General features: G+C 34.5%; 2 protein-coding genes. Both read left to right on the top strand.

Annotation, left to right across the window (positions count from 1 at the left end):
* Window positions 1-611: 611 nt before the first annotated feature.
* On the top strand, window positions 612-1,487 hold the full coding sequence (fabD, locus tag WBN20_RS07565) for an ACP S-malonyltransferase (RefSeq protein WP_424281252.1): 876 nt from the start codon (window positions 612-614) through the stop codon (window positions 1,485-1,487).
* A 160-nt stretch (window positions 1,488-1,647) separates the two neighbouring features.
* On the top strand, window positions 1,648-2,187 hold a 540-nt coding region (locus tag WBN20_RS07560), incomplete at its 3' end, for a hypothetical protein (protein ID WP_424281251.1).

The raw sequence follows: 2,187 nt of genomic DNA, 5'->3' as shown, positions 1-2,187 counted from the left end.
CATTACCAGAGTAAAGAATTTAAGTTTTTTTAAGCTGCTCATAATATCAATTGTTTTATTAATTAAAAAATCAAATTAAACGGGTTCTAAGTACCTGATTCATTTAAATATAACAAAATTTGCCCGAATCAACTAACTAACCCCAAATTTATACAGCTTGTTACAAAGGGAAGTTGCCCGGCCAATGACTTTCATATATATTATGCTGCTTACAAGGTTTCGGGAAGTCTAAATTAAAGAGGTTGATAGATTCTTTAAATAAATGACATCTTATAAAAGAGTTTCCTAAAACGTTAATGAAACCACTTGCGGTTCGCGAAGTCCTATTTATTAAAATAGAGTAGGGCGGGTAGTACACTTATTAAGTAATGGCACTGCTATAAACGTAAAATGTTGTCCTGACTTTATGAAAATCTAAAAGAATTCGAAGTTAATTCTGTACTAAAGTATATATTTATACAATATTGGTAAGTGGAATGTCTTATGATAATCATGTTTTATTCTTGACAGGAATATTAAGATTGTAGTTATGATTAAGGTGTGTTTTTTATTATTTGTTCTATTATTGGTAAAAATTTATTTATTAAAATTCTAAACAATCTGTTGTATTTATGCATGCGTACTTATTCCCTGGTCAAGGCACTCAATTTCCGGGTATGGGAAAAGAGTTATTTGAAAAATCTCAATTGGCTCAGGAATATTTTAAAAGAGGCAATGATATATTAGGATATTCAATTACTGATGTAATGTTTAAAGGATCTGCTAAAGATTTGAAACAAACAAAGTTTGCTCAACCGGCAATTTTTTTACATTCATATATTCTGGCAAAAACCCTTGGTAATGTTTTTAATCCTGATATGGTTGCCGGACACTCTTTGGGAGAGATATCAGCTTTGGCCGCTATTGGGTCTTTAGATTTTGAATCGGCTCTGAAACTTATAGCTAGACGTGCTTCAGCTATGCAAAAAGTTTGTGAAGTTGAAAATACAGGTATGGCTGTTGTGGTTGGATTATATGATGTTATTGTTAAGGATATTTGTAAGCACGTAGACGGAGTAGTTGTACCTTCCAATTATAATGCGCTGCATCAAGTTGTTATTTCAGGTGAAATGAAGGCCCTAGAAGAAGCTTGTGATAAATTAAGGCCAGGTGCTAAGAGAGTGGTAAAATTACCTGTGAGTGGCGCATTTCATTCCCCATTTATGGAGCCAATAGTTGAAGAGTTTAGTGTAGCAATAGAGGAAACAGAATTCAAAAAGCCTATTTGTCCTATTTATCAGAATACGTCAGGTCGCCCAAGTGAAAATATAGAATTAATCAAGAAAAGTTTAATTGATCAATTGACCCATCCGGTAAAGTGGAGGCATACAATTCTACATATGATAGAAGATGGAGCAACTGAATTTACAGAAATTGGTCCTGGAAATTTTTTAAGGGGACTCGTTCGTCAAATCAATAAAAATATGATTACTCACGGAATTACTTAAACGGTCAAAACACTTTTCAAACTACATTTATAATTATAAAAACAATTAGAAAGCCTGAAATCAGTACTCCTTTCTGGTGAAGTAGGCATTTTAACGAAAAAAAATAGGTTTGTTGATTATGGTAAGGTAGTTGGTTTTAGATGACTTTATACTGTTTTTTATGGAATCCATAGCATTTCTATTTAGAGGTAAAGAGTTTGGTTCAATGCTTTTCGCGTTAATTCTTTGTTGCACTTTCCAAACTATCAGAGCCCAGGCCTTTGAACCCGGATACATAGTTCTCAATAGTAATGATACACTTTACGGATCCGTTAAAAACCGGAATCATGGGACACTTTTTGAAAAGATTAGGTTCAAGAATGAACGCGGTAAGGTTCGGCGCTATAGTGCAGAGAATCTTTTGGGCTATAAGGCAGGAATACATACCTATGAATCTATTTGGTATGCTGAGGAAAGCAGGTTTTTCAGGTTTGATTATTATACCCGACGCGGATATGGCAAAAAAACCTTTTTAAAGGTATTGGCCAAGGGACGTTTAAGTTGCTATGCCAGGGAATATATACATGACGACAGTGATTTCCTTGATCAATTTGAACTATTTCTACAGGACGGCGATACCACTATGGAAAGGGCCACCCAAGGCATCTTTGGTCTTAAGAAGAAACGTTTGACAAGCTATTTTTGGGATTGCCCGGCCTTG

The sequence above is a fragment of the Eudoraea sp. genome (assembly GCF_049665975.1).
In the GTDB taxonomy this organism is placed as follows: Bacteria; Bacteroidota; Bacteroidia; order Flavobacteriales; family Flavobacteriaceae; genus Eudoraea.
Note: the sequence above shows the minus strand (reverse complement) of the source record. Positions and strands in the feature narration are given on the sequence as shown.

Coding starts and splice junctions, on each gene's coding strand:
- fabD (WP_424281252.1), top strand. CDS start 612: ATGCATGCGTACTTATTCCCTGGTCAAGGCACTCAATTTCCGGGTATG.